Genomic DNA, 22082 nt, shown 5'->3' with positions numbered 1-22082 from the left:
GGTGCTAGAGGAGGGCGTGCCGCGCTAGACCGTTGTCTTGTGCCTTCTCCGTAGGCGGGTGGAAGGCACGCCGGTCGATCAGTCCGATGGTCACTTTCAAGCCTTGCCTCTCCGATGGCGGAAAAGGGCAAGGTTGCGCAGCTCACGATTGACGCCGCGAATGTACGCGCCCAGTTTCATGATCGGGCCCGCTCAATCCGCCGCGCCCGACACGTTGGGCCCCAGTGACATTAGGTTCGGGCGTGAACGTTGCGATGTCAGGCAACTGCACACTTTGAAGGTCTGTACGGCGTCGGACCGTCCAAAGCGCCGAACTTTATTCAGTGCATTCCCTGTATCTTAAGCCGGAGGTGGCCATTCAGGATAAGCCGCACGAGAATCTGCCGCGTAGGGTAGGGGTCCGGGTGATCTTGTGATCTCGGACCGTGTAGGAATTTCATGACGGATATTCAGATAACGTATATTCCACGTCTTGCCTTATGTCCTTAAGACCGGGCTTTGCGCTCTTTTACCCCTTCCGCCAGTTGGTGCCTGAAAAGCAACAGGCTGATGGCAGCGCCTATCTTATCGTAAAGCCGGCGAGCATCGACTGTCAGCTTCTGGATCTGCGCTGTTCGGTCAAAGCGAAAATGCCGTGCCAGGGCCCGAGGAGCGCGATGGAGAAATCCTGCATCGGCCCTCCCGGAAACGGTTGTTCGCACAGCAGATTGATGGTGGCACAGGCGATCAGCGACTCCACATTGCCAAACGTTTCCGGGAATGTTCTGCCGAGCTTTCCGAATTTCTTAGAGATGGCATTCTGGAGTGCCCGCTGGTGGTTGCGGAAATGCCTGTGGACTTAAGTATGGGCACCGCCGTGACACTGCTGCACGTCACGCTCCATTATCCAATCTTGAACCTGTAACCGCCGTTCCTGCCTTTGGCGGTGACCCTAGCGATCCGGTTCTGGAGAGCGTGTCGTCTGACTCGCATGGTCGGGATTGGCATGGGGCAAACATTGGGGTGATTTGATTATTGGTCCTGCTGGCCGGGGTCGAGCAGGGCCAGCAAGTCGAGCAACGTGTCGTAATTGTCTGCGCCAAGTGTCGCCTTGAAGCTTTCGACGATCTCGGCGGCATTTGCAGAATGATCGTCTATGATCTGCTGACCGGCGGGGGCGATTGCGACGAACTGGCGTCGGCGGTCCTGATCGTCGCGCTTCTGCGTCACCAGCCCTTTGTCACGCAAGGTGGAGGTGATGCGGGTCAGGCTTGGGAAAAGCAGGCTGGAACGGTCCGCCAGCGTCTTGGCATCCATAACGCCTTGTTCCGCAAGAACGCGCAGGACGCGCCATTGCTGCTCCGTCAGGCCTGTCTCGGACAGCATATGACGGATCGGCGCCATGACGCCTTCGCGCGCGCGAATAAGGGCAATTGGTAGCGACCGCGTGGTAGAGGGCAGCTTTTTCGTCATAGGAGCCTTTGCTGCAAGTCTGCCTTGGTCTGCCGGGTGGCTTGGTTCTGGCGGACAGCTTAAAGGGCAAGCACGTCAAAAGTCACCATGCGATGCCATCGACTGCTATGCACCGGATCAATAAGTTGCCCGCAGCGCACGCAAAGCGCCAAGCAGCGCGCCCACATCAGACCCGACGCCGACAAATTCACATCCCATATCAATATAGCCCTGCGCCAGCTTTTGATCAGAGGTCAGGATGCCTGCCGCCTTGCCCGCCGCGCGGATACGGGTCAGCGCATTGTTGATCGCAGTCTGCACCTCTGGCGCGCCGGGGTTGCCGATGTGGCCCATGTCTGCAGCCAAATCCGCTGGTCCGACAAAGATCCCGTCCACGCCGTTCACGCTGAGAATATCGTCCAGCGCCTCTAGCCCTGCCATGGTTTCCACTTGCAACAGCAGGCAAATCTGATCGGCGGCGGTGGTCAGGTAGTCCGGGATCGTACCATAGCCCGACGCTCTTGCCAGTGCCGCACCGACACCGCGCGCGCCTTGGGTTGGATAATGCACCGAGCGAACGATCTCTGCTGCCTGCGCGCCGCTTTCCACCATCGGCACAAGGATGGTCTGCGCCCCGATGTCGAGCATTTGCTTGATGTCGGCGCGATTGTCGTCTTTGGTGCGAACGATGGGATGCGTTTTGGTCCCCACGGCCCGAAGCTGCGCCATCACATCGCGCAGACCGTTGGGGCCATGCTCCCCGTCGATCACCAGCCAGTCAAAGCCGGTATGGGCGCAAAGCTCCGCCACCGATGGATCCCCGAAAGAAACCCAAAGGCCGATCTGTGTGTCGCCTGCTTTTAGGCGGGCTTTGAACGGGTTGGTTCGTGCAGGCATGGCGGTCTCTCAAAACAACGGGTGAAGCGGATGCAGCCGTTATGGCGCGACGATGGGGGTGGCGTCCAGATCGGCCTTGCGCGGGGTGACGCCCTCGAACAGGGAGCCTTGCTCGAACCACGATTTCGGCGCGGGTGCGCCCCAAAGTGTCTGACGCTGCGGGTCTTTCAGATCCCACTTGATCGGCTCCAGATCCGGGTCAACCGTCTGATAGTCGGAGCAATAAATCTCGATCCGGTGGTTATCGGGGTCGAGAATATACAAAAAGAAGGCGTTGGAAATGCCGTGTCGCCCCGGCCCGCGTTCGATGTTGCCCACATAGCCGGTGGTGGCCATCAGGTCGCACAGGTCGATGATGTTCAGCGGCGTCGGCACCCAAAAGGCCGTGTGGTGCAGGCGCGGCCCGGTGCCATTGGTAAACGCCATGTCGTGCACGCCCCCCTTGCGGTGCGTCCATGCGGCCCAAAGCAGTTGGCTGTCCTCGTCCTCTGTGTACTCCGTCACCCGAAAGCCAAGCTCGTTGTAAAATGCGACAGAGGCATCCACCGATGGCGAAAAGCAGTTGAAATGGTCGATGCGCAGTGGCTTTACGCCCCGATACAGTTCGTATTTCTGATGGATCGGAGCAAGACGGTCCATCTTGTGATAGAATTCGATCGGCATTCCGTCGTGATCCACCGTTGCGAGCGTCCGGCCCTGATAGGGGCGGTCGACCCAGTCCACCGCGTGCCCCTTGTCCGCAAACCAGGTCGCGGCCTTGTCCAGATCCTCTTCAGCGAAGACCTTGAATGATAGGGCGCGCGCCGTGGCTTGGTCGGCCTGTTTCAGCACGATGCAATGGTGGCCGCGCTCTTCCATGGCACGCAAGTAGAGGGTATCGGCGGTCTCGTCCGTGACCTGCAAGCCCAGCGTGTCTACATAGAAGTGGCGTGATTTCGCCAGATCGGTGACGCCAAAGACCACGTGGCTCAGCCGGATGATGTTGAACGGCGGATACAAGTTCGGGGCAGGGATCGGCATGTCTGGTCTCCTACGGACAGTTGGGACGGGCGTGGCGGACGGGGGTCAGCCGCCCAGCTTGGGGATGCGATGTTCCGCACGTGGAAAACTGACGTTGACCGTTTCCATATAAAAATCGAAAGACCAATCGCCGCCGTCGCGACCTATGCCGCTGGCCTTCACCCCGCCAAAAGGAGAGGGCAGGTGGCGGATGTTTTCGGAATTGACCCACATCATACCGGCCTGCAACTCATCCGTCATACGAATGGCGCGGTTCAGATCGTTGGTCCAGAGATAGGCGGCGAGGCCATATTGCGTGTCGTTTGCCATCTCCAGCGCATCATCTTCGGTGTCGAATGAAATTGCGGTGAGCACGGGGCCAAAAATCTCCTCCTGCGCGATGCTCATGTCATTTCTGGCGTTTGTGAACAGCGTCGGCGCGACAAAGCTGCCCTGATCGCCGACCTTCTCGCCGCCTGCCGCGATGGTTGCGCCTTGGTCCTTTGCCTTAACGAAATAGGACAGCACCTTTTCTTCGTGCACGGGGTGGATGAGCGGCCCGACCACCGTGTCAGGGTCGAGCGGATGTCCCACCTTGATACGTTTGGCGGCGTCTGCAACCCGAGCGCAGACCTCATCATAGATGGTCGATTGTACCAGCAGGCGCGAGGACGAGGTGCAGCGTTCGCCGTTCAGCGAGTAGATCATGAAGACCGCCGCATCCACAGCGCGGTCGATATCTGCGTCGTCAAAAATGATCACAGGGTTCTTGCCGCCCAGCTCGAAGTGCACCCGTTTAAGTGTGTCCGCGCCCTGTTTCATGATCATGGAGCCGGTGCGACTTTCTCCGACAAAAGCGATGGCCTTGATGTCGGGGTGTTCGGTCAGCCGCTTTCCTGCGGTTTCCCCCAGCCCGTTGACCACATTCAGAACGCCGGGCGGAAGCCCCGCGCTTTCGGCGATCTCCACCAACAGCTTGGCGGTCATGGGGCTGAATTCGGCGGGCTTGTGCACCACGGTGCAGCCTGCGGCCAAGGCCGGGGCAATCTTCCACGTCGACAGCATGAATGGGGTGTTCCAAGGTGTGATCACTCCCACAGGTCCAACAGGGCGGCGCGATGTCGTGTTCATTTGCGTCGGTGTGCGGCTGACCTCGCCATCCTCTGCGCCCGGCGCCTGATCGGCGAAGAAGCGAAAATTGGCCGCGCCGCGGATGGCGGCCTTTGACATGAACCGCAGAGCCTGTCCGGTATCCATACACTCGGTAAAGGCTATTTCCTCGGCGCGGGCCTCTATCGCCTCGGCCACCTTGATGAGGATATTGCGGCGTTCCGCACCCGGCGTTTGCGACCAGCCCCTGAACGCGGCCTTTGCGGCGGCGACGGCGGCATCAATGTCAACGGCGTCGCTCTTGGCCACGTCGGCCAGCTTTGTCCCGTCCACCGGGCTGATCGTATCCATCAGCGCACCAGAGTGTGCCGGCACCGTCTGCCCGTCTATGTGATTGAGGACACCGGCCTCGACAAAAGGCTGCATATAGGTGCGGGCCTTTTCGATGTTCTGATCCAGGATGCTCATGGGGTCAGTCCTTTTTGGGCGAGAAACGGGCGTGAATTGGGGTGTCTTTCCAGCTCAGATCCGGATCGATCTGGCGAATTTCCAAAGACAGCGAAAAGTATGGTTCAGCCAACCGGTCGGCCAAGGCCTCTTGCGCGGCGGCAAAGATTTGACTGCCTGCAGCGTGAAGCACGTCACGGGTCCGCCCGGCGCCAACGGATAGGGTTAGCGCAACAAAATCGTTCTCCGGCAGCCCGTCACCCACAAAAGCTATGTCCGCCTTGTGCACGCGGACCCGAATGCCCGCCGTCGGGAAATCGTCTGAGGCGGCCAAGACCTCATAAATCGTCCGGCATAGAAGGCGCAGGCTCTCTGTCGACAGCCCGTCCGAAAACTCCACGGTCATATGCGGCATGATTCTTCCCCCTATAATGAACATGTTAATTAATAGAGTTTTTGTCAACAGAAGTGCTGTACCCGTCGGAAAGGCAAAGGCTGTTTCTGAATTACTAAGCAATTGCAGCGCCATATGAGATGAAAGCCATAACGGCTTTGTTGCATAACGACTGTTTGGGGATTTATCTCGTGCACACAGCGTAACAGCTGGGTTCCTGCGAAGTACAAGGTCACGAATTCGTCGGCTTACAATGACACACTGAAATGAAGCGGCTCGCTTGCGATCCGTTGACCGGAAGGACATGTCGTGGCGATGTTCCGAAGGGTAAATTCGATCCCTATATGATGTGGGCACCACATCCGAGCGACAAACGCGGTCTTCAACAGCAGTTCCGTAACCCCCCTATGCTGCCCGAGTTGATCGACCAAAACCCCACGCGACCAAGACCGCAGAAGCGTTCTGTCAAACGGCGCCTCCGCCGCTCGTCGCATACCTGTCACTTACGACGTAGGATAAATCCTGCTTGGGATGGGGGCAGCCCGGCCCAACGGCGGTTTTTTTAATAAAGCTATGTCAGCCCCCCCCCCCTCCGCAACCGTCGCGCGCCGACCGCCATCGGCAACGCAGCAGCGAGGAACTGGCCTGGCCGGGCGCTGGCCTGAGGGTAGCGGGGCTGGCGGACAAACCTGCCCGGAGGCGGCTCATTCCGGGTGACCTGTAATGAGTCTGGAAATGGGCACCTCACAAGTGTCGATCGTACGGGACTTTCTGGCAATCCGGGTCTTAGCCGCAATCTCCGAGAAGCCAATCGACATTTGGCAGGCCCTCGAGCACCGCCTAGGCGATGATGTAAACACGTACTTATCGGGCTGTGACGAAGAGGTCGCGCGGGCGCTCTCGGCTGTGGCAGATGGCGGGCAGCTTGGTGTTCATGCCAACCTCGGTTCGGTCTACCAAGCCTCCATGCTCCCCTTTGATGCCGGGCGCGTCCACTGCACGGAAGGGCATCCCGCATGGTTATCCCGAGAGTGGATCATCACGATTTTCGTCTCGCCATGCTCGGTGGCAAGACCGGCCATCATCCGTGCGAAGCTTCCATTTTCGCTCCACCGTTTCCAACGACTATTTAGGGTCTTGTGTGTACCGTATTTTGCAGGCGCGTCGCTCAGCCACAGGAGACCAGAAATGTTCACCGCTCTACTCTCGAACAGTGGCTCACCATGCCCCAAGAAGATCAGTGGGTTCTGGTCCTGGTGGTATTAATACGTCATCGAAAAAGACGATAACTTTCTCTTTGGCTTACAAAGAATGTGCCGCGACAGTAGCACCGATACGCTGTGCGCGGACGTCTCCGACATAGTTTCACGCGTTTGGTGAAAGCGCCTATTTACCATTTCACCCGAACCAATGGCGCGCACTGTCCAAACCTCACGCCCCATGCCGGCATTTGCAAAGCGGGCATTCAAGGATCGGTGGGGACAGCTCGGCGAAGCGTGCCAAATGGAAGCACTGAACGCCTGAAATCGCTAAAGGATCGGTCTACCGGTCCGTGTGCGGCATGTATCCCACGAAGGAACAGACTTTCCAGCGGCCGTCAGCCTTGCGCAGCGAGAAAACCGACTGCCAACCGTAAGGTTCTTCACTGCCGCCCTTCAGGGGCGTGCTGCCGTTGAAAACCTTGTGCAGGATAGCTGTAGTATCATTCTGGAATTCGATACGCTTTACCCTTGCCCCCGCGAACATCGCGTCTCTCAGCCTGTCCGGGTCGGCCCTATCGCGGGTCTCGGCGGACATGCGCAGCCATGTGTCACGGTAGGCCGCAAGATCGGGAAATCCTATGGACCATTCGGCGGGGTCATGACTGTGATGGGCGTCAAAGGCCATAAAGCGCTCAGCGTCGAAATCCTGCGCCACGGCCTTCCAATCGCCAGCGATAAAGGCGTCAATATCGACGCGCATATGGGCCTCCCAGATGGCATGACGCTCACCGTCATCTACGGTGAAAGGGTTTTCAGTGGGTTTCATTGTTAATTCCCTTTTTATCGATTTTTGCCCGTTGCCGGGCGGGGCATGGCGCGGCACTTCGACCGGCAGGTCGCGGAGACCCAAATCCGCATCGCTGTGCTAAACCGTTACACAGCTCTTGGCATCCCAGTCAAAGGGCCCTTAGGATAAGTCCCTCCGGGGAAAGGGGAACCTCGGCCTTCAGCCGATTTGTGCAACAGAGCCGATTGAAGATGAAATGATTGAGAAGATCGAAGACATTCCGAACGACTCCAATATCGCGACGCGGCTTGAAAAAATTTTCGAGCGCATGCAGTACCAGAAGGTCAGGTATAGACCGCAAACCTCCTCATATGCGTGACGGAGAAGAGCGGTGATTGATCTGACATCTTCTGCACCGAACGTCCATGGTGCCACCGCCCATGACGCGCTGCTCGACTGGGGGCCGCAGTCCCAAGTGATCGACAGTCGGTCCCTTATCAACGGTCAGCTCTAGTACAAGGGGCCGAACAATTCGTCGCAGAGCGAGATCTGGGAGTGCACCCCGGGCTCTCGCATATCACCTGACGCGCGACGAATTCTATCACGAGGTCAAAGGGCGCGTGAACCATCGCCGCAACGATGGAGAAGAGGTAATCTAGGCAGGCACCGGCACGTGTGTGTTGTTTCCGGCAGCCTGGCGAGGCACGATTGAGATCACAGCGCCCTTGCGCAACATCTACATGTTGGTCTGAATTGGAGAGAGACTTGAAAGCACCCGCAATGCACAGGCCACTGGACATTACCGAAGCGATGGATTGGGAAAGCATCCGGACCATGATCGAGGGCGAAAGCCATGTTTCTGGCAAGACCCTGCACAACGGTTCCAATTGCCAGAGCGAATGCGGTCTGTGGATCTGTACGCCCGGCAAGTGGGGGTACCATGTGACCCGCGACGAAGTCTGCCACTTTCTGGAAGGCCGCGGCACCTACTCAAACGCTTCTGGAGATGTGATTGAGTCCACGCCAGACACTGCGGGGTTGTTCCCCAGAGGTTGGCAAGGAGCCGGCCCCGTTCATGAGACTGTGAAGAAGGCCTGCACGATCCGATGACCCAGACGACGTCTAAATTCCTTGGCGCAGGAAACCTGCGTACAGCGGCGGCCGCGTTTCTAGGATCAAATGGCTTGGGGAGCGCCCGATTGGAGGCCTTCACCGCCGATGCCTCCACCCGCAGCTACTACCGTGTGGTAGGGCGCGACCTGCTGCTGATGGATGACCAGTTCGACCTGCCGGGCTTTGCCGCCTTCATAATGATTTCGTCGCACCTGAACGGATTGGGGCTGTCGGCACCGAGAGTCTGGCATGCGGAACATGAGGAAGGGCTGGCACTGCTGGAGGATTTCGGCGATGCGACCTATGCGACTTGCCTCGCCCGTGGGCTTGATGAGAAAGCCCTGTATGAGTTGGCGGTTGACGCCCTTCTCAAGCTTCACCACGCCCCAAAGGGTCGGCAGATCGACCGCCCGGCCTACGACATGCAAGTGTATCTTGATGAGTTATCGACTTTCTCGCATTGGTTCGCGCCTGCGGTGGCGCCCGGACTGGACACAGAGGCGTTTGATGTCGCTTTTCGTGCGCTTTGGGAAACTGCGCTCACGCCGGTTGCCGGGCGTCACGAAACGTTGGTTCTGCGGGATTTCCACGTCGACAATCTGATGCTTCTTTCGGATCGGACGGACGCGGCGCGCTGCGGTTTGCTGGACTTTCAGGACGCCTTGCGCGGGCCTTGTGAATACGATCTGCTTTCTCTTTTGCAGGACGCCCGTCGCGACTTGATGCCAGGCTTGGAAGAGCAGCTTCTCGATCAATATTGCGCCGATGCGCCGGAATGGCTGGGACATGACGCCGACATCCGCGCAAGGTATCACCTCTTGGCTGCGCAGCGGCACGCGCGCATTCTCGGCGTCTTCGTGCGCCTGTGTCGTCGCGACGCGAAGCCACGCTACCTCGCGTTTATGCCGCGCGTTCTGAGCCAGTTCCGTACCGCGCTGCACGCGGCTCAGCTCACCGAAATCTCAAGCTTTCTCGATGAAGCGCTGCCCGACTGGGTTCAGGTTGCCGGAACGCTTCACGAGATACTTTCACCCAAAACCGGACCTGCAAATGTCTGACACGCTTTCACCGTCCTTTCTGGCGCCTGCGTTCATTCCGACCGATGGGTCCGTAGCACAGTCACCTGTCCTGCCACGCTGGAAACCGTCGGTCACTATGGCGCGCCGACGGCAGGTCACGTCGAGGACGTGTCTGACCCTGTGAATGTTGCGAAAGCTCTGGTCCAAAATTGGTTGTACATGCCGGACGAAGTTCCTGCACAGCGTGGTGGATGCCATGGAACGCGCCGACATGATTGATATCGCGACTGTGATGCCGTGCGAAACCGGCCAACCCAACGCCAATGCGACTTTGCCAACATCCTGTCCGTGTATTGCTATTAAAGCGCGACGGCCCGCGTTGATGCGGACCAAATCAAGGCATCAATGGAGCCGGGCTTTCTCCACCACCAAAACTATGCGCCGCAGGGTGTGCCGCTACATATCGTCCCTTGTAATTTTCCGCTGATCCTTGGTTTCTGGACAATCCCGGCCTCGCTGGCGGTAGCCAACGGTGTGGTCCTCAAGGGACCTTTGTCCGCAATTTTTGGAGCGTCTGCGCCACCCCGCCGAGGCATTCACCGTCGGACCGGCGACCGCGATGGTCTGAAGCTTGTGCCTATCTAGCCGAAAGCCCAGTGCGATAAAATCACGGGCTTTCTTGATCGTGCGCGCCGCAGTCCTGCGGGTCGCCACCCAAGAGGCCAGGGCGCTTTATGTCACCGGCGTGAATACAAGCGAAGCACTCGAACGCCGTCTCTCCTTGCGCACCAGCGAGGGCGAATGACCATGACCAAGCTTTCGCACCGGTTCGCCGACACCGCGTTCGCGCGCTTCTGCCCCCTTTTCGAGAAGGGCCGGGCATGGCCGTGGCTATGCCATTCGCCTGGATCTACCTTCCTTTCCCGATCGGGCCGGTCACCCGCTCGGCACGAAAGTAGGTCTCTCTTTAGGCCTTTTACGCATCGGGAGGATTGGAAACGTGCGGCGTGTGGTTTCGCTACGATGTGCATTATTCTGCTAAGTGACTAAAATATATAAATATTTCACACCATCCACAAAGCATCACATAAAACTACATAAATAAATTTACATGTGATGTTTTGTGAACTAACCTGCATTTGACACAGGTGCTTAACCGCACGGAGGAGGAGATGTCATGGTCGACGCATTTATCTGCGACGCAGTTCGCACGCCGATTGGACGCTACGGCGGGGCCTTGTCGCAAGTCAGAGCAGATGATCTTTCGGCGATCCCGTTGGCGGCGCTTCAGGACCGCAACCCGAATGTCGACTGGTCGCGCGTTGACGATGTGATCATGGGCTGCGCCAATCAGGCCGGTGAGGACAACCGCAACGTGGCGCGCATGGCTGTGCTGTTGTCCGGGCTTCCGGTCGAAGTCCCTGGAACGACCATCAATCGGCTGTGTGGATCCGGTATGGATGCGATCGGCATGGCCGCACGTGCAATTCGCGCGGGGGATGCGGACATGATGATCGCGGGCGGTATCGAAAGCATGAGCCGCGCGCCCTTCGTGATGGCAAAGGCGACGTCTGCATTTTCCCGCAATGCCGAGATGTACGACACGACAATTGGATGGCGTTTCAAGAACCCCAAGCTCGATAAGGCTCACGGAACGCATTCTATGCCCGAAACCGCCGACAATGTCGCCGCGGATTACGGCATCAGTCGCGCCGATCAGGATGCATTTGCCGCTGCGAGCCAGGCAAGATGGGCTGCGGCGCATGAAAAGGGTCTGTTCGCTGACGAAATCACCCCGGTCACGATCCCTCAGCGCAAGGGTGATCCGGTGATTGTCGATACGGATGAACATTCGCGTCCGGGAACCGACGTCGCAGCGTTGGCCAAACTGAGGGGCGTAAACGGCCCTGACCTGACTGTTACGGCGGGCAATGCCTCTGGTGTGAACGACGGGGCCGGGGCCGTGCTTGTTGCCTCAGAGGCCGCTGCGAAATTGCACGGTTTGACGCCCCGTGCGCGTGTCGTTGCCATGGCTGCCGCCGGTGTCCCACCACGGATCATGGGGATTGGGCCGGAACCTGCGACGCGCAAAGTGCTGGAGCGGGCCGGGCTTTCGCTGGATCAGATGGATGTGATCGAGCTGAACGAAGCTTTTGCAGCGCAGGGCCTTGCGGTGTTGCGTCAGCTTGGCATCCCCGACGATGCCGCACATGTGAACCCAAACGGTGGAGCAATTGCCATGGGTCATCCGTTGGGCATGTCAGGCACCCGTCTTGTGGGCACGGCCATGTACCAGCTGCACCGGACTGGCGGACGCTATGCGCTGTGCACGATGTGTGTTGGTGTCGGGCAGGGCATTGCCATGGTTATAGAACGTATCTGAAACGCGAAAGGAACTGACCGATGTATGCACAAATGGTAGAATCCGAAGGCAACCGTGGTGATCTGACCGCACAGGAGCGCGCGTTTCAGGATCGCATAGACGCAGGCGAGAAGATCGAGCCAAAGGAGTGGATGCCCGAGGGTTACCGCAAGACCTTGATACGCCAGATGGGTCAGCACGCGCACTCTGAAATCGTCGGCCAGTTGCCGGAAGGCAACTGGATCACACGTGCGCCAACGCTGGAGCGCAAGGCAATCCTGCTGGCCAAGGTTCAGGATGAAGCGGGCCACGGGTTGTACCTGTATTCGGCAGCCGAGACATTGGGCGTTACGAGAGATGAGCTGTTTGAGGCCCTGCATTCGGGCAAGATGAAGTATTCCTCGATTTTCAACTACCCAACGCTGACCTGGGCGGACATGGGGGCAGTCGGCTGGTTGGTCGATGGCGCAGCAATCATGAACCAGGTGCCGCTGCAACGCACATCCTATGGGCCGTATTCCCGAGCAATGATCCGTATTTGCAAGGAGGAATCCTTTCACCAGCGGCAGGGCTACGCGATCATGATGAAGATGGCCGCAGGGACGCCTGAGCAAAAGGAGATGGCGCAGGATGCGCTGAACCGCTTCTGGTATCCGGCGCTGATGATGTTTGGCCCCTCGGACAAGGATTCAGTTCACTCCGAACAGTCGATGGCGTGGAAGATCAAGATGAACACCAATGACGAGCTGCGTCAGAAGTTCGTCAACGAAACAGTGCCGCAGGCAGAGCTTCTGGGGCTGACTGTGCCGGACGAGAACCTGACCTTTGATGAGCAAACCGGCGACTACAGCTTCAGCGAACCCGATTGGGCCGAGTTCTTTGAGGTGATCAAAGGCAACGGCCCCTGCAACCGCGAGCGCCTTCAGGCGCGCCGCGATGCCTGGAGCGAAGGCGAATGGTTCCGCGACGGTCTGACCGCCTATGCCGAGAAATCCGCGAAACGCCGCGCCGCTGCCGCGCTGGCGGCCGAATAAGGACGAAAACCATGACCGATACCGCGAAACCTCGCAAGGAATGGCCGCTATGGGAGATCTTTGTGCGGAGCCAGAACGGGCTGAATCACCGTCACGTGGGCAGCCTGCATGCGACCGACGCTGAAATGGCGATCAACAACGCCCGCGATGTCTATACCCGTCGCAAGGAGGGCGTGTCGCTGTGGGTGGTTGAGAGCAAGCACATCACGGCCTCCAGTCCTTCGGCGAAAGGTCCGCTGTTCGATCCCGCCGACGACAAGACGTATCGCCACCCGACATTCTACGACATCCCCGATGAAGCGGGGCATATGTGATGTCTTCACCCTCTGACATGAACACGGGCGACGTCGTTGAGCTTGCCGCGAAAGAGGCCGCCCAGCAGGATGTCCCCGATCATCACGTGACAGATGTCGCGCTGAAGCCCGCGTTTTTCGACTGGCTCTGCCGGATGGGGGACACGACGCTGATCCTCGGACACCGCACGTCTGAATGGTGTGGCCACGGACCTGCGCTGGAAGAAGACATCGCACAGGCGAATATCGCGCTGGACCTGATTGGGCACACGCAAATGTGGCTGGGCCTGGCGGCAGAGGTCGAAGACGAGGGTCGCACCGCCGACACCTTGGCCTATCTGCGCGATGCGATGAAATTCCGCAATCTATTGCTGGTCGAGTTGCCCAAGGGCGACATGGCCGTCACGATCATGCGGCAGTTTCTGTTTGACGCCTGGCACCACGACTATCTTGGGAAGCTGACTGGATCGAGCAGTCCCCGGGTTGCCGAAATTGCGGCCAAGGCCTTGAAAGAGGTGACATACCACTTGGAGCGTTCGTCCGATCTGGTCGTGCGTCTGGGCGATGGCACCGACGCCAGCCGGAGCCGGATGCAGGACGCCTTGGAACTCCTTTGGCCCTACACGGGCGAAATGTTCATCTCCGACGACGTCGACCGTGCCATCGCCGAAGCGGGTATTGCCCCGCTGGTAGAGGGCTTGCACGCCGACTGGACCCAAACAGTCACGGAGATTCTGAAAGAAGCGACGCTGGATCTGCCCTCGGGTACCGCATTTGCACAAAAAGGTGGCCGCACCGGTCGTCATACCGAACATCTCGGCTTCGTTCTGGCAGAGATGCAGTTTCTGCAGCGCGCCTATCCCGGAGCAAGCTGGTGACCACGACACTTCCGTCGGTAGATCAGGTCTGGGATTGGTTGGCAGAGGTGCCGGACCCCGAGATCCCGGTGATTTCGGTCACCGATCTGGGAATCGTGCGTGAGGTTTTCTTTGAGGGCGATACGCTCGTGGTTGCGATCACTCCGACGTATTCGGGGTGCCCGGCCATGGCCGTGATCGATATCGACATTCAGTCACACTTGGCAGCCAAAGGCCTGCGTGCCGTGAGGCTGGACCGTCGACTGTCGCCGTCTTGGACGACCGACTGGATCACTGAGGAAGCGCGGGAGAAATTACGTGACTACGGTATCGCGCCTCCGATTGACGGCACCGCTGGCACCGACGTCATGGCCGCGCGTGCGGCGCGCATGTCAGGCACGCCCAACCTGGTCGTAAGTTGCCCAAGATGTGGATCGGCCGCGACCGAGAAGGTCAGCCAATTCGGGTCGACGCCGTGCAAGGCCGCTTATCGCTGTACTGACTGTCTTGAGCCGTTCGACTACTTCAAATGTATCTGAGGATCTGACCCATGGCCCCACGATTCCATCCGCTTGAAGTCACTGATATTCGCCGGGAAACGCGCGATGCGGTGGTTTTGACGCTGACGCCGACAGCGGAGGCCGCTGCAGCGTTCGATTTTACCCAAGGCCAGTATCTGACCTTCCGCCGCGACTTCGACGGTACCGAATTGCGACGGTCCTATTCCATTTGCGCCGGCAAGGACGAAGGCTGCCTGAAGGTTGGGATCAAACGGGTCGATGGCGGGGCGTTTTCGACGTTTGCCAATCAGGACCTGAAGGTTGGCGATACTCTTGATGCGATGCCGCCGATGGGTAAGTTCTTTGCTCCGATCGATCCGGCTGCTGCGAAAACCTACCTGGGATTTGCGGGCGGCTCCGGGATCACGCCGCTGCTGTCGATCATAAAAACGGTGCTTGGCCGGGAACCTGAGGCGACATTCACCCTTGTCTACGCCAATCGGCAGATCAATTCGATCATGTTTCGCGAAGAGCTCGAAGATCTGAAAAACATCTATCTTGGGCGCTTTTCGGTCATTCACATTCTTGAAAGCGAGGGGCAGGAAATCGACCTGTTCACCGGTCGGGTGGATGCGGAAAAGCTGGACGGTCTGTTCCGCCTGTGGATCGATGCCGAAACAGTCGATACCGCGTTTATCTGTGGCCCCGAGCCGATGATGCTGACCATTGCGGAAAGCCTGCGACAGCATGGGCTGGACGACAGTCAGATCAAGTTCGAGCTGTTTGCGTCGTCACAGCCGGGCCGCACCGCCAAAAGGGCCGCAACACGTCAAGACGCGACGACCGGCAACGTCTGCGATGTCACCGTGACGCTGGATGGCGCAACGCGCAAGTTTCAGATGCCAAAGGACGGAACGGCTGTGCTGGACGCTGCAATCCAGCACCAGATGGATGCGCCGTTTTCCTGCAAGGCCGGTGTATGCTCAACCTGTCGCGCCAAGGTTCTGGAAGGCGAGGTCGAGATGGAAATCAATCACGCGCTTGAGGATTACGAGGTCAAGGCAGGATATGTGCTGTCCTGTCAGTGCATTCCTATTTCAGACAAGGTGGTGCTGACCTATGACGAATGAAGCCGCAGATACCATGAGCATTTCCGACTATCTTGCCCAAGGCGGCAAGTTGTCGTCGCCTGAAAATGTACCGCCGCGATATCGGGCTGAGTTGCTACGCCTGATGTCGTCCTTCGTGGACAGTGAACTTGCCGGGTCTGCCGGGTTTGCCGATGCGATCAACTGGGCGCCGGGCATAAAGGAGCGTATCGCTGCCAGCCGGATTACCTTGGAAAAGGCCGATCACGCCGAACGGGTGCTTGATCTGATGGTGGAATTCGGGACGGACAAGGCGCTGTATAACAGTGCGCATGATTGGGCCGCCCGGATGCCACGGGATGCGGACGTCGAGGCGCGCAGGCAGGGCGGTGACATGCGCCTGTCGGTTTTCCATCATCCGCTGGAAAACTGGAACGACGCGGTGATCCTGAATGTGTTGATGGGGCAGGCCACTGTGACCCAGCTGCGCGAGCTCGAGCAGTGTTCCTATGCACCACTTGCCGAGGTGGCTCGCGATATCATCCCACGAGAGCAGCGCCATATGGAACTTGGCCTCGAAGGGCTTGCGCGCTTGACCGAAGTTGAAAGCCGTCTTCCAGATTTGAGGAAGGCTATCGACTACTGGCAACCCCGCGTGGCTTTGACGTTCGGCCGGGATGGGTCTGACCGGTTCGACCGGCTTTCCGCGATGGGTCTGCGTCGCACGGCAAACGAGGCGTTGCGCACCCAATGGCAAGACGCGCTTGATCGGCAACTTGCGACAGTTGCGCTTTAACCAAATTTCGGAAGGAAACGTGATGTTGGATTCGGCATTCGATCCGCGCCGTCTTGAAAGCTATCTGTGCGGCCGTTGGGTCAGCGGAGAAGGCGATCAGGCAATCGCGCATGCGGCGACTGGTGATACCGTTGCCCGCGTGGGCGGTCAGGGGCTTGATATCGAAGCCGCGCTGGACTGGGGGCGCGACGTTGGCGGCGCGGCTCTGCGCAAGATGACAATCCATGAACGCGCGCTGCTCCTGAAAGAGATCGGCCTGCGATTGATGGAGATGAAGGAAGATTTCTACGTTGAGAACTTCTGGACGGGCGCGACGCGCAAGGATGGCTGGGTCGATATCGACGGGGGCATCGGCACGCTGCTGACATTCGCGTCCAAGGCGCGGCGCGAACTGCCCAATGCCCGCGTCCTGACCGAAGGCGACGTGGAGCCTTTGTCGAAGGACAACACCTTCTCCGCACAGCATATTCTGACGCCGTTGCACGGTGTCGCAATCCACATCAACGCCTTCAACTTCCCGGTTTGGGGGTTGCTTGAAAAGATCGCGCCGACCTTGATCGCCGGGATGCCAACGTTGGTCAAACCCGCGACGCAGACGGCTTATCTGACAGAACTGGTCGTGCGGCGGATTCTTGACATGGGGTTGCTGCCTGACGGTGCGTTGCAGCTGGTTTGCGGGCGGCCTGATGGGCTACTGGACCATGTGACAGGGCAGGACGTGGTGACATTCACCGGATCGGCCGACACCGGGGCCAAACTGCGCACGCATCCGGCAATCATCGCCAATTCGACGCGCTTCACGATGGAAGCAGACAGCCTGAATGCCGCCATACTTGGTACGGACGCCGGGCCGGACACCCCTGAATTCGACCTCTTCGTTAAAGAAGTCGCGCGCGAGATGACTTCCAAGGCGGGTCAGAAATGCACGGCAATTCGGCGGGTCATTGTTCCTAAGGCCTATGAAGAGGCGGTGATAGAGGCACTGTCCAAACGTCTTTCCAGCGTTCCCGTCGGCTTGCCCGATGATGACACGTCACGCATGGGCGCACTGGTGTCGCTGGGTGATCGGGACGGGGTGCGCGACAAGATTGCCGCGCTGCAGGCCGAAGCCGAGATCGCCTTTGGCGATCCCGCCGATGTGCATACGGTTTCGGGGGATGCGGCGAAAGGCGCTTTCCTGAACCCCGTCTTGTTGCGCGCCCATGTTCCGCTGAAGGCTGACGCACCTCACAGCGTCGAAGCCTTTGGACCGGTCGCCACCGTTATGGGCTATGACGGTGCGGAAGAGGCGGTAACGCTTGCGCGGATGGGCAAGGGGTCGCTTGTGTCGTCGCTGTTCACAAACGATCCGGCGGTTGCTGCCGAGGTTGTCACCGGAGTCGCGCCTTTCCATGGGCGTGTGTTGATCGGAAGCCGGGATTCGGCGAAATCGTCCACAGGACACGGCTCTCCCTTGGCACCTTTGGTACACGGTGGACCGGGCCGTGCCGGCGGTGGTGAAGAGATGGGCGGCATGCGTGGCGTGAAACATTTCATGCAGCGGACCGCAGTTCAGGGCCCGCCGGCGCTTTTGTCCGCTGTCACAGGTCAATGGACCGAGGGGGCCCCGACCCGCGCAGACAAGCACCCGTTCAGCAAATCGCTGGCCGATCTGCGCTTGGGCGATCAGGTTGTCACCCAGTCCCGCCAGATCACACTGGAAGATGTGGAGCACTTTGCGCACTTCACCGGGGACACATTCTACGCCCACATGGACAGCGACGCTGCCAAGGCAAATCCCTTCTTTGAGGACCGGGTGGCGCATGGTTATTTGATCCTGTCATTTGCGGCAGGGCTGTTCGTCATGCCCGACCCTGGCCCGGTGCTGGCCAACTACGGGGTCGACAACGTGCGGTTCATGACGCCTGTCTACTTCGGCGACACTTTGCAGGTGCGCCTGACGTGCAAGCATATCAACCCACGCGAAAATGCTGAACACGGAGAGGTCCGTTGGGATTGTCAGGTCACCAATCAGGAGGGGCAGGTCGTGGCACAATATGACGTGCTGACAATGGTCGCCAAAGTCTGGCCCTCTGCGTGAGTGCGTAACCATACCGTGACGAGGTTGCAGGTGCCGTTGACCCGACGGCCTTGCGCCTCGGGGCGCCGGGATGATCGCAGATCTGCTCATTGGACGCGTTTGCTATTTCAGGAGCGACGTTGCCCGGCGGTTGCAGGAGGGTTTCATAGCGCGGTGGTCGGACACATCGTGGCCCTGCGTCCGCCGCCATCTTTGTTCAAAGATGTGATCGTGGCGACAAGCGGCAATGCGGGGCACCGCGTTGCTGACGCTCACGCCAAAGCCAAAGTGGCAATCTGGCGAAGGTACCGATTTGGCCTAAGCGAATGAGGCCGATTTGCCGCGTGAACCAAGTCTCCGTGTTCAGACCTAGCTGAAAGGGAAAACTTTTGGGTATCTTGCTGCGGTGCACTTTCAGCGGATGCCCTTGACGCCCTCGAGCAGGATCGTAGTTGCTATCCGCGCATATTCGTCGCGGCTCACAGTGCCGTCGTCGCGAAACCACATGTAGGCCCAGTTCAGCATCCCGAACAAGGACATGGTCACCGGAGTCAAAAGTGGACGTTCCGGTGTATCAAGGTCAGGATAGATATCCTTGATGACGGCAGCAAACCGTCGCACGATCCTTCGTTCAACCTCGGTGATTTCACGGGTTTGATCCGGATTGAGGGCCAGAGCCGCATTCAGCTGAACTTTGTGATGATCATCCGCGCCGCGGTAGGCATCAAGCACGGTCGCCGAAAGCACTTGCAGACGCTGTTCCGGCGAAAGGCTGTCGTCATGCGCCTCGGCCAATTGCGTATCCAACGCGCTGAGATGCGACATGATAATCGCGAAAATCAACTCACTTTTGGAGGGATAATAGTGGTAGAGCAGCGACTTGGAAACGCCCGCCTCCTTGGCGATCTGGGACATGGACGCTTTTTCCATCCCGGTGTTTGCAAAGACGCGCGCCGCCGTCAGCAGGAGGTTGTTCTGCTTTTCTTCGAAGTCATTTGCACGGGTCCGCGCCATGGGCATTTCCTCTCGCTGCGGCGTGCGCAATAGCGCACGCCGCGGTCTTTCGCCAGTGTGGCTATTTTTCGCGGCTGTCGATGACGCGTGTGGCCTTGCCTTCGGACCGTGCGCAACTGCCGGGGTCGCCAACGTCGATCTTGGTGCTGACGCCCACGACTGACTTGATGTGATGAGCAAGTTCCCGCGCCGACGCCGCGCGGGCATCGCTGTCCGTGTGGCCTTCGCAGGCTTCGACCAGAACAGTCATCACGTCCTTGCGGTCGACAGTGTTCAGGCGGATCTGGAAATGCGGCGCAAGACCATCGCATTTCATCAACTGCTCTTCGATCTGTGTCGGAAAGACGTTGACGCCGCGCAGAATGATCATGTCATCGGAGCGGCCTGTGATCTTTTCAATTCGCCGCATCGACCGTGCAGTTCCCGGCAGAATCCGTGTCAGGTCCCGCGTGCGATAGCGGACCATCGGCAGGCCTTCCTTGGTCAGGGTGGTGAACACCAGCTCGCCCATCTCGCCGTCCGGGAGCACGTTACCGGTCTGCGGATCGATGATTTCGGGATAGAAATGATCCTCCCAGACGTGCAGCCCGTCCTTGGTCTCCACGCATTCGTTGGCGACACCCGGTCCCATGATTTCGGACAGGCCGTATATATCGACCGCGTTCATGCCGAACGCCTCTTCGATCTCTGTCCGCATTGCGTTGGTCCAGGGTTCGGCTCCGAAAATCCCGATCTCCAGAGAGCTTTCACGCGGGTCGATGCCCTGACGACGGAACTCATCAAGGATCGACAGAATGTAAGACGGTGTCACCATCAAGATGCGCGGTTTGAAATCCTGGATCAGCGTGACCTGCCGTTCGGTCATGCCGCCGGAGATCGGTACGACCGTACACCCCAGGCGTTCCGCGCCGTAATGGGCTCCCAGGCCGCCAGTGAACAGCCCGTAACCATAAGCCACGTGGCAAATGTCACCGGCCCGGCCGCCGCTGGCCCGGATTGAGCGGGCCATCACGTCGGCCCAAACGTCGATATCGTTTTTGGTATAGCCGACCACGGTTGGTTTGCCGGTGGTTCCAGACGAGGCGTGAACCCTGCTCAATTGATTTTGCGGTACGGCGAACATGCCAAAGGGGTAGGTATCGCGCAGATCCTGTTTGAGCGTAAACGGAAATTTCGCAAGATCCGCCAGCGACTTGAAGTCGTCAGGGTGGGCGCCAGCAGCATCAAACTGCTTCTTGTAGAAGGGCGAATTGTCGTAGGCATGGCGCAGCGACCATGCCAGCCGCTTTTGTTGCAGCGCGCTGATCTCGTCGCGGCTGGCGATCTCGATCGGGTCCAGGCTGTCAGGACTGGGTGTCAAATCTTTCATGGGGTCCTCCCTCAAGGTTTTGCCCCGCCTCAGGCGGGAAACAGCGTACCCTTCAGCGTGCGAGAATGGCCGCGAAAGGTTGCAATCAGGGTCCCGTCCGCCCGGGTGATTGCGATATCATAGATCCCTGACCGTCCGGTGCGAGACACTTCCTGCGCGGTCGCGGTGAGGGTGTCGCCCAACGAACCGGGCGCAATATAGGTCACGGAGCAGTGTTGGGCGACAGTGACCTGATTGTAGGTGTTGCAGGCAAAGGCAAAGGCACTGTCCGCCAGAGAGAAGATGTAGCCGCCGTGCGCGTTGCCGTGACCGTTGGTCATTTGATCCGTGATCGTCATGGTCAGCACCGCTTCTCCCGGTGCCACGCTGAGCAGCGTGATGCCCAGCCGTTGCGACGCGTTGTCGTTCTCCCAAAGGGCCTTGGCCGATCTGTCTGCGATTTCCTGGGGTGTCACTGTCAGTCTCCGCGGAATTTGGGGGCGCGTTTTTCCAGAAACGCGGTGACGCCTTCGGCATAGTCGGCCGTCTGTCCGGCCGTGCGCTGCGCATCTCTCTCTGCGTCAAGCTGCGTGTCCAAATCGCTTGTCGCAGCGGCCTGGACCAGCATCTTTGTCAGGCCCAACCCAACAGTTGGACCAGCGGCAAGGCGCAGGGCAAGGCTTTGCGCCTCTGCCATCACGTCTTCGTCCGGAATGGCGCGCCAGATCAGGCCCCAATCCATAGCAGTTTGTGCTGTCAGGGGTTCAGCGGTCATCATCAGCGCCTTGGCACGTGGCTCGCCTAGAATGCGTGTCAGTGACCACGACCCACCAGCGTCGGGAATAAGACCGATCTTCGAGAAAGCCTGAATAAATTTCGCGGATTGCGCGGCAAGGACGATATCACAAGCGAGTGCGATATTGGCTCCGGCCCCGGCGGCAACGCCGTTTACGGCACAAATCACCGGCTTGGGCAGGTCGCGCAATAGCCGCAGCGTCGGGTTATAGAATGTTTCGAGCGTATGACCCAGATCGGGGGCAGGGCCGCCTTTGCGCGGATCGCGGTCGCCGAGATCTTGCCCGGCACAGAACCCGCGCCCTTTGCCGGTCAGCAAGACGGCGCGCACGTCTGTATCGTCCCGGGCGCGCTCCAGCCCGGCGCGCAACGCCATATGCATCGCTTCGTTGAATGCGTTCAGCTTGTCGGGTCTGTTCAGAACAAGCGTCAAGACGCCCGAATCGAACGTTTCTAAAACTGCTGTTTTCTCGCTCATGTTCCCCCCGCAGTGGCTCTGTCCATCTCGGCCGAACCCTTCCTCAAATTATTTCTTGC

General features: G+C 59.0%; 23 protein-coding genes and 1 pseudogene. 14 read left to right on the top strand and 10 right to left on the bottom strand.

The genetic code is table 11. The features are described 5' to 3' along the window. Nucleotides 1-691 precede the first annotated feature (691 nt). Nucleotides 692-904 (top strand): hypothetical protein, encoded by a 213-nt coding sequence (locus J4E08_RS17420; protein WP_349539597.1) that lies wholly within the window; start codon nucleotides 692-694, stop codon nucleotides 902-904. Nucleotides 905-1011: 107 nt separating this feature from the next. Here the strand turns inward: J4E08_RS17420 and hpaR are convergent, their stop codons facing one another. From hpaR to J4E08_RS17385, 6 genes are all read right to left on the bottom strand, one after another. Next, on the bottom strand, nucleotides 1012-1452 hold the full coding sequence (gene hpaR / locus J4E08_RS17415; RefSeq protein WP_183969623.1) for a homoprotocatechuate degradation operon regulator HpaR: 441 nt from the start codon (nucleotides 1450-1452) through the stop codon (nucleotides 1012-1014). 117 nt (nucleotides 1453-1569) lie between these two features. Then, the gene (locus J4E08_RS17410; RefSeq protein WP_349539596.1) at nucleotides 1570-2328 is read right to left on the bottom strand and encodes an aldolase/citrate lyase family protein; all 759 of its coding nucleotides are present in this window, start codon (nucleotides 2326-2328) and stop codon (nucleotides 1570-1572) included. A gap of 39 nt (nucleotides 2329-2367) precedes the next feature. Beyond that, complete coding sequence (gene hpaD, locus J4E08_RS17405; RefSeq protein WP_349539595.1) at nucleotides 2368-3348, bottom strand: 3,4-dihydroxyphenylacetate 2,3-dioxygenase; 981 nt, start codon at nucleotides 3346-3348, stop codon at nucleotides 2368-2370. A 45-nt stretch (nucleotides 3349-3393) separates the two neighbouring features. Further along, nucleotides 3394-4905, bottom strand: coding sequence for a 5-carboxymethyl-2-hydroxymuconate semialdehyde dehydrogenase (gene hpaE, locus J4E08_RS17400; protein WP_349539594.1), 1512 nt, complete (start codon nucleotides 4903-4905; stop codon nucleotides 3394-3396). A gap of 4 nt (nucleotides 4906-4909) precedes the next feature. Then, nucleotides 4910-5413, bottom strand: coding sequence for a 5-carboxymethyl-2-hydroxymuconate isomerase (locus tag J4E08_RS17395; RefSeq protein WP_349539593.1), 504 nt, complete (start codon nucleotides 5411-5413; stop codon nucleotides 4910-4912). A gap of 1407 nt (nucleotides 5414-6820) precedes the next feature. Next, nucleotides 6821-7306, bottom strand: coding sequence for a hypothetical protein (locus J4E08_RS17385; RefSeq protein WP_349539592.1), 486 nt, complete (start codon nucleotides 7304-7306; stop codon nucleotides 6821-6823). A 39-nt stretch (nucleotides 7307-7345) separates the two neighbouring features. On the opposite strand from J4E08_RS17385, the pseudogene J4E08_RS17380 reads away from it, so the two are divergent. The 13 genes and pseudogenes from J4E08_RS17380 to paaZ all read left to right on the top strand — a co-directional run. Further along, nucleotides 7346-7456: pseudogene (locus J4E08_RS17380) on the top strand (IS5/IS1182 family transposase); the annotation flags it as partial. Nucleotides 7457-7658: 202 nt separating this feature from the next. Then, nucleotides 7659-7781 (top strand): hypothetical protein, encoded by a 123-nt coding sequence (locus J4E08_RS17375; RefSeq protein WP_349539591.1) that lies wholly within the window; start codon nucleotides 7659-7661, stop codon nucleotides 7779-7781. 266 nt (nucleotides 7782-8047) lie between these two features. Then, nucleotides 8048-8377: a cupin domain-containing protein gene (locus J4E08_RS17370; protein ID WP_349539590.1), complete on the top strand. Its 330-nt coding sequence runs from the start codon at nucleotides 8048-8050 to the stop codon at nucleotides 8375-8377. After that, nucleotides 8374-9438, top strand: a complete 1065-nt coding sequence (locus tag J4E08_RS17365) for an aminoglycoside phosphotransferase family protein (protein ID WP_349539589.1) — start codon at nucleotides 8374-8376, stop codon at nucleotides 9436-9438. Before J4E08_RS17370 ends, J4E08_RS17365 begins: the two co-directional genes overlap by 4 nt. 354 nt (nucleotides 9439-9792) lie before the next feature. Beyond that, complete coding sequence (locus J4E08_RS24580; protein WP_502949293.1) at nucleotides 9793-10044, top strand: aldehyde dehydrogenase family protein; 252 nt, start codon at nucleotides 9793-9795, stop codon at nucleotides 10042-10044. A 532-nt stretch (nucleotides 10045-10576) separates the two neighbouring features. Further along, complete coding sequence (gene pcaF / locus J4E08_RS17360) at nucleotides 10577-11782, top strand: 3-oxoadipyl-CoA thiolase (RefSeq protein ID WP_349539588.1); 1206 nt, start codon at nucleotides 10577-10579, stop codon at nucleotides 11780-11782. A 20-nt stretch (nucleotides 11783-11802) separates the two neighbouring features. Beyond that, on the top strand, nucleotides 11803-12795 hold the full coding sequence (gene paaA, locus J4E08_RS17355) for a 1,2-phenylacetyl-CoA epoxidase subunit PaaA (RefSeq protein WP_349539587.1): 993 nt from the start codon (nucleotides 11803-11805) through the stop codon (nucleotides 12793-12795). Nucleotides 12796-12806: 11 nt separating this feature from the next. Further along, on the top strand, nucleotides 12807-13109 hold the full coding sequence (gene paaB, locus J4E08_RS17350; protein WP_183969641.1) for a 1,2-phenylacetyl-CoA epoxidase subunit PaaB: 303 nt from the start codon (nucleotides 12807-12809) through the stop codon (nucleotides 13107-13109). Beyond that, nucleotides 13109-13966, top strand: a complete 858-nt coding sequence (gene paaC, locus J4E08_RS17345; RefSeq protein ID WP_349539586.1) for a 1,2-phenylacetyl-CoA epoxidase subunit PaaC — start codon at nucleotides 13109-13111, stop codon at nucleotides 13964-13966. The genes paaB and paaC overlap by 1 nt, the downstream gene beginning before the upstream one ends. Continuing rightward, nucleotides 13963-14484 (top strand): 1,2-phenylacetyl-CoA epoxidase subunit PaaD, encoded by a 522-nt coding sequence (paaD, locus tag J4E08_RS17340; RefSeq protein ID WP_349539585.1) that lies wholly within the window; start codon nucleotides 13963-13965, stop codon nucleotides 14482-14484. Before paaC ends, paaD begins: the two co-directional genes overlap by 4 nt. An 11-nt stretch (nucleotides 14485-14495) precedes the next feature. Then, complete coding sequence (gene paaE, locus J4E08_RS17335) at nucleotides 14496-15575, top strand: 1,2-phenylacetyl-CoA epoxidase subunit PaaE (RefSeq protein WP_349539584.1); 1080 nt, start codon at nucleotides 14496-14498, stop codon at nucleotides 15573-15575. After that, on the top strand, nucleotides 15565-16329 hold the full coding sequence (locus tag J4E08_RS17330; protein ID WP_349539583.1) for a Phenylacetic acid catabolic protein: 765 nt from the start codon (nucleotides 15565-15567) through the stop codon (nucleotides 16327-16329). The genes paaE and J4E08_RS17330 overlap by 11 nt, the downstream gene beginning before the upstream one ends. A 22-nt stretch (nucleotides 16330-16351) precedes the next feature. Next, nucleotides 16352-18409 (top strand): phenylacetic acid degradation bifunctional protein PaaZ, encoded by a 2058-nt coding sequence (gene paaZ, locus J4E08_RS17325; protein WP_349539582.1) that lies wholly within the window; start codon nucleotides 16352-16354, stop codon nucleotides 18407-18409. A gap of 393 nt (nucleotides 18410-18802) precedes the next feature. Here the strand turns inward: paaZ and J4E08_RS17320 are convergent, their stop codons facing one another. From J4E08_RS17320 to paaG, 4 genes are all read right to left on the bottom strand, one after another. Then, entirely contained in the window at nucleotides 18803-19402 is a 600-nt protein-coding gene (locus tag J4E08_RS17320; RefSeq protein WP_183969651.1) for a TetR/AcrR family transcriptional regulator, read from the bottom strand. 61 nt (nucleotides 19403-19463) lie between these two features. Beyond that, nucleotides 19464-20771, bottom strand: a complete 1308-nt coding sequence (paaK, locus tag J4E08_RS17315) for a phenylacetate--CoA ligase PaaK (RefSeq protein WP_349539581.1) — start codon at nucleotides 20769-20771, stop codon at nucleotides 19464-19466. 29 nt (nucleotides 20772-20800) lie between these two features. After that, nucleotides 20801-21226 (bottom strand): hydroxyphenylacetyl-CoA thioesterase PaaI, encoded by a 426-nt coding sequence (gene paaI, locus J4E08_RS17310; RefSeq protein ID WP_349539580.1) that lies wholly within the window; start codon nucleotides 21224-21226, stop codon nucleotides 20801-20803. Between the two features lie 2 nt (nucleotides 21227-21228). After that, entirely contained in the window at nucleotides 21229-22023 is a 795-nt protein-coding gene (gene paaG / locus J4E08_RS17305; RefSeq protein WP_349539579.1) for a 2-(1,2-epoxy-1,2-dihydrophenyl)acetyl-CoA isomerase PaaG, read from the bottom strand. Nucleotides 22024-22082: the final 59 nt, after the last annotated feature.

The organism is Sagittula sp. NFXS13, from assembly GCF_040148795.1.
Classification (GTDB): Bacteria; Pseudomonadota; Alphaproteobacteria; order Rhodobacterales; family Rhodobacteraceae; genus Sagittula; species Sagittula marina.
This window is presented reverse-complemented; position numbering and strand designations above follow the sequence as displayed.

Excerpts from the sequence above, each read along its gene's own strand:
- J4E08_RS17385 (WP_349539592.1), bottom strand. The coding sequence starts at position 7,306 with ATGAAACCCACTGAAAACCCTTTCACCGTAGATGACGGTGAGCGTCAT.
- J4E08_RS17370 (WP_349539590.1), top strand. The coding sequence starts at position 8,048 with ATGCACAGGCCACTGGACATTACCGAAGCGATGGATTGGGAAAGCATC.
- paaB (WP_183969641.1), top strand. The coding sequence starts at position 12,807 with ATGACCGATACCGCGAAACCTCGCAAGGAATGGCCGCTATGGGAGATC.
- J4E08_RS17410 (WP_349539596.1), bottom strand. The coding sequence starts at position 2,328 with ATGCCTGCACGAACCAACCCGTTCAAAGCCCGCCTAAAAGCAGGCGAC.
- pcaF (WP_349539588.1), top strand. The coding sequence starts at position 10,577 with ATGGTCGACGCATTTATCTGCGACGCAGTTCGCACGCCGATTGGACGC.
- paaG (WP_349539579.1), bottom strand. The coding sequence starts at position 22,023 with ATGAGCGAGAAAACAGCAGTTTTAGAAACGTTCGATTCGGGCGTCTTG.
- hpaD (WP_349539595.1), bottom strand. The coding sequence starts at position 3,348 with ATGCCGATCCCTGCCCCGAACTTGTATCCGCCGTTCAACATCATCCGG.
- hpaR (WP_183969623.1), bottom strand. The coding sequence starts at position 1,452 with ATGACGAAAAAGCTGCCCTCTACCACGCGGTCGCTACCAATTGCCCTT.
- hpaE (WP_349539594.1), bottom strand. The coding sequence starts at position 4,905 with ATGAGCATCCTGGATCAGAACATCGAAAAGGCCCGCACCTATATGCAG.
- paaC (WP_349539586.1), top strand. The coding sequence starts at position 13,109 with ATGTCTTCACCCTCTGACATGAACACGGGCGACGTCGTTGAGCTTGCC.
- paaE (WP_349539584.1), top strand. The coding sequence starts at position 14,496 with ATGGCCCCACGATTCCATCCGCTTGAAGTCACTGATATTCGCCGGGAA.
- paaZ (WP_349539582.1), top strand. The coding sequence starts at position 16,352 with ATGTTGGATTCGGCATTCGATCCGCGCCGTCTTGAAAGCTATCTGTGC.
- paaA (WP_349539587.1), top strand. The coding sequence starts at position 11,803 with ATGTATGCACAAATGGTAGAATCCGAAGGCAACCGTGGTGATCTGACC.
- paaK (WP_349539581.1), bottom strand. The coding sequence starts at position 20,771 with ATGAAAGATTTGACACCCAGTCCTGACAGCCTGGACCCGATCGAGATC.
- J4E08_RS17365 (WP_349539589.1), top strand. The coding sequence starts at position 8,374 with ATGACCCAGACGACGTCTAAATTCCTTGGCGCAGGAAACCTGCGTACA.
- J4E08_RS17320 (WP_183969651.1), bottom strand. The coding sequence starts at position 19,402 with ATGGCGCGGACCCGTGCAAATGACTTCGAAGAAAAGCAGAACAACCTC.
- J4E08_RS17395 (WP_349539593.1), bottom strand. The coding sequence starts at position 5,413 with ATGGCGCTGCAATTGCTTAGTAATTCAGAAACAGCCTTTGCCTTTCCG.
- J4E08_RS17330 (WP_349539583.1), top strand. The coding sequence starts at position 15,565 with ATGACGAATGAAGCCGCAGATACCATGAGCATTTCCGACTATCTTGCC.